Genomic DNA, 1,516 nt, shown 5'->3' with positions numbered 1-1,516 from the left:
ACGATAGCATTGGCCAACTCTCCAACGAAAGCATAATCGCCTTTGTCGGGATTAGGATAGGTAGCCTTCAGCTCTGCCTCATTTGTAAAGAGGTATTTGCGCTTATTGGTCTGCTCCAGTTCGGTGATGGCAGTGAGTATCAAGCCGAAGTTGGCGTTGATGGACTCAACGACATTGCCGAAAGTTGTGCCCGATGACGGGACTTTGTTCAGATTTTCCATATTTTATAATTTATGATTTCAACTTTAAGACTCCATGTTCCACATAGACTTGCCCAGGTTCACATTTAGACCCATCCGTTGGCAGTCCTGCCATTTTGAGCTGCATATAATTAGAATCAGTCTTAACCCAGCATTTTATGCCAGCTTTCGGAAGTGGCATTCTAACTACACCAGTCCCACTCAGAATCTGGAATTCAAATGTATAACCGAAATCTGCAGTAATGCCTAAGTAGTTCTTGGAAAAAGTGGAATGGAATTTTCCACCTCTTGCTGTCATGCTTGCTCCATAGTCAGTGACATTCATGGCGATGCTTGAATCCTCATTGCTCAAAGACATCTTCAGACCATCCTCATCGGTAGAATTGACAATCCATGTTGTCTTGTTCTTCAGATCAGCATAGACCAGACGGTCTTTATAGATATCAAATGTATATCCATCGCCTTCAGAATGCATCTGCTTATCCTTAATTTTGAACCCTCCGAAAGAACCAGACGTTGCAGTTACATTGCCCTTCAATACAACGTTGCCCTGTTCATCGATGGAGAAGTTGCCGTTTGGTGAGCGGACGGACTGAAGGACACCGCCCTTGGCATAGATATATCCATGCAAGATTATATCATTGAGGATGGCACGACCGCCATGGGTAAGCACGAAGCTGCACATCTTCTTCAACTCCTCATCGGTAGCCATATATCCGGGATCATAGATATATTTGCCGATGGTGTAGAATGCTTGCAGCATATCACCACCTCCCCAGATGAAGGGTGAATTCCTGGTTGCAGCGTATCCGCTTATGCCTCCTGTCTCCTTGACCATCTTGCCGTTGCGGTATTGGCCCACGCGAATGTCCTGCGTCATGACAAGACCGCCATTGACTGTAGTCTTAGCCTCCGTGATTGCAGCAGTGAGGTATTGGATAGCCTCTAAGCTTGCCAGCGTTTTGTCTTGATCATCAAAAGCGGTCTGCCACTGTACTGGCAGGTTGCCCTGGTTAAGTGTGATCTCCATCACACAGGCCGTTGCCTCAAATATGCGGAAACGTTTATCCTCCGGATCTGAGCAGCTGAAGATGACAGAATATCTCTTCAGTTCATCCGTAAGCTGTATATTCTCACTATATCCACCGACGGTGAATTTGAGCGATTTGCCGCTCGCCTTGAAGGATAGTGTGTATTTCTCGCCAGATATGAGCTTCTCTGAAATCTGCTGCGCCAAACCACCCTCTGTGAGGTTCACGGCATGACCGGATGCACTCTCCTCTGTCTCGATGAATTCAGCGTTTTCTGTCTCCCAA

At 46.4% G+C, this 1,516-nt stretch carries 1 protein-coding gene and 1 pseudogene; both read right to left on the bottom strand.

The window, feature by feature from the left end:
• On the bottom strand, positions 1–221 hold a 221-nt coding region (locus DW917_RS16835; protein ID WP_147344255.1), incomplete at its 3' end, for a hypothetical protein.
• Positions 222–231: 10 nt separating this feature from the next.
• A pseudogene (locus DW917_RS17465) lies at positions 232–1,516 on the bottom strand (hypothetical protein); the annotation flags it as partial.

This window comes from Prevotella sp. AM42-24 (assembly GCF_003461825.1).
Taxonomy (GTDB): Bacteria; Bacteroidota; Bacteroidia; order Bacteroidales; family Bacteroidaceae; genus Prevotella; species Prevotella hominis.
Note: the sequence above shows the minus strand (reverse complement) of the source record. Positions and strands in the feature narration are given on the sequence as shown.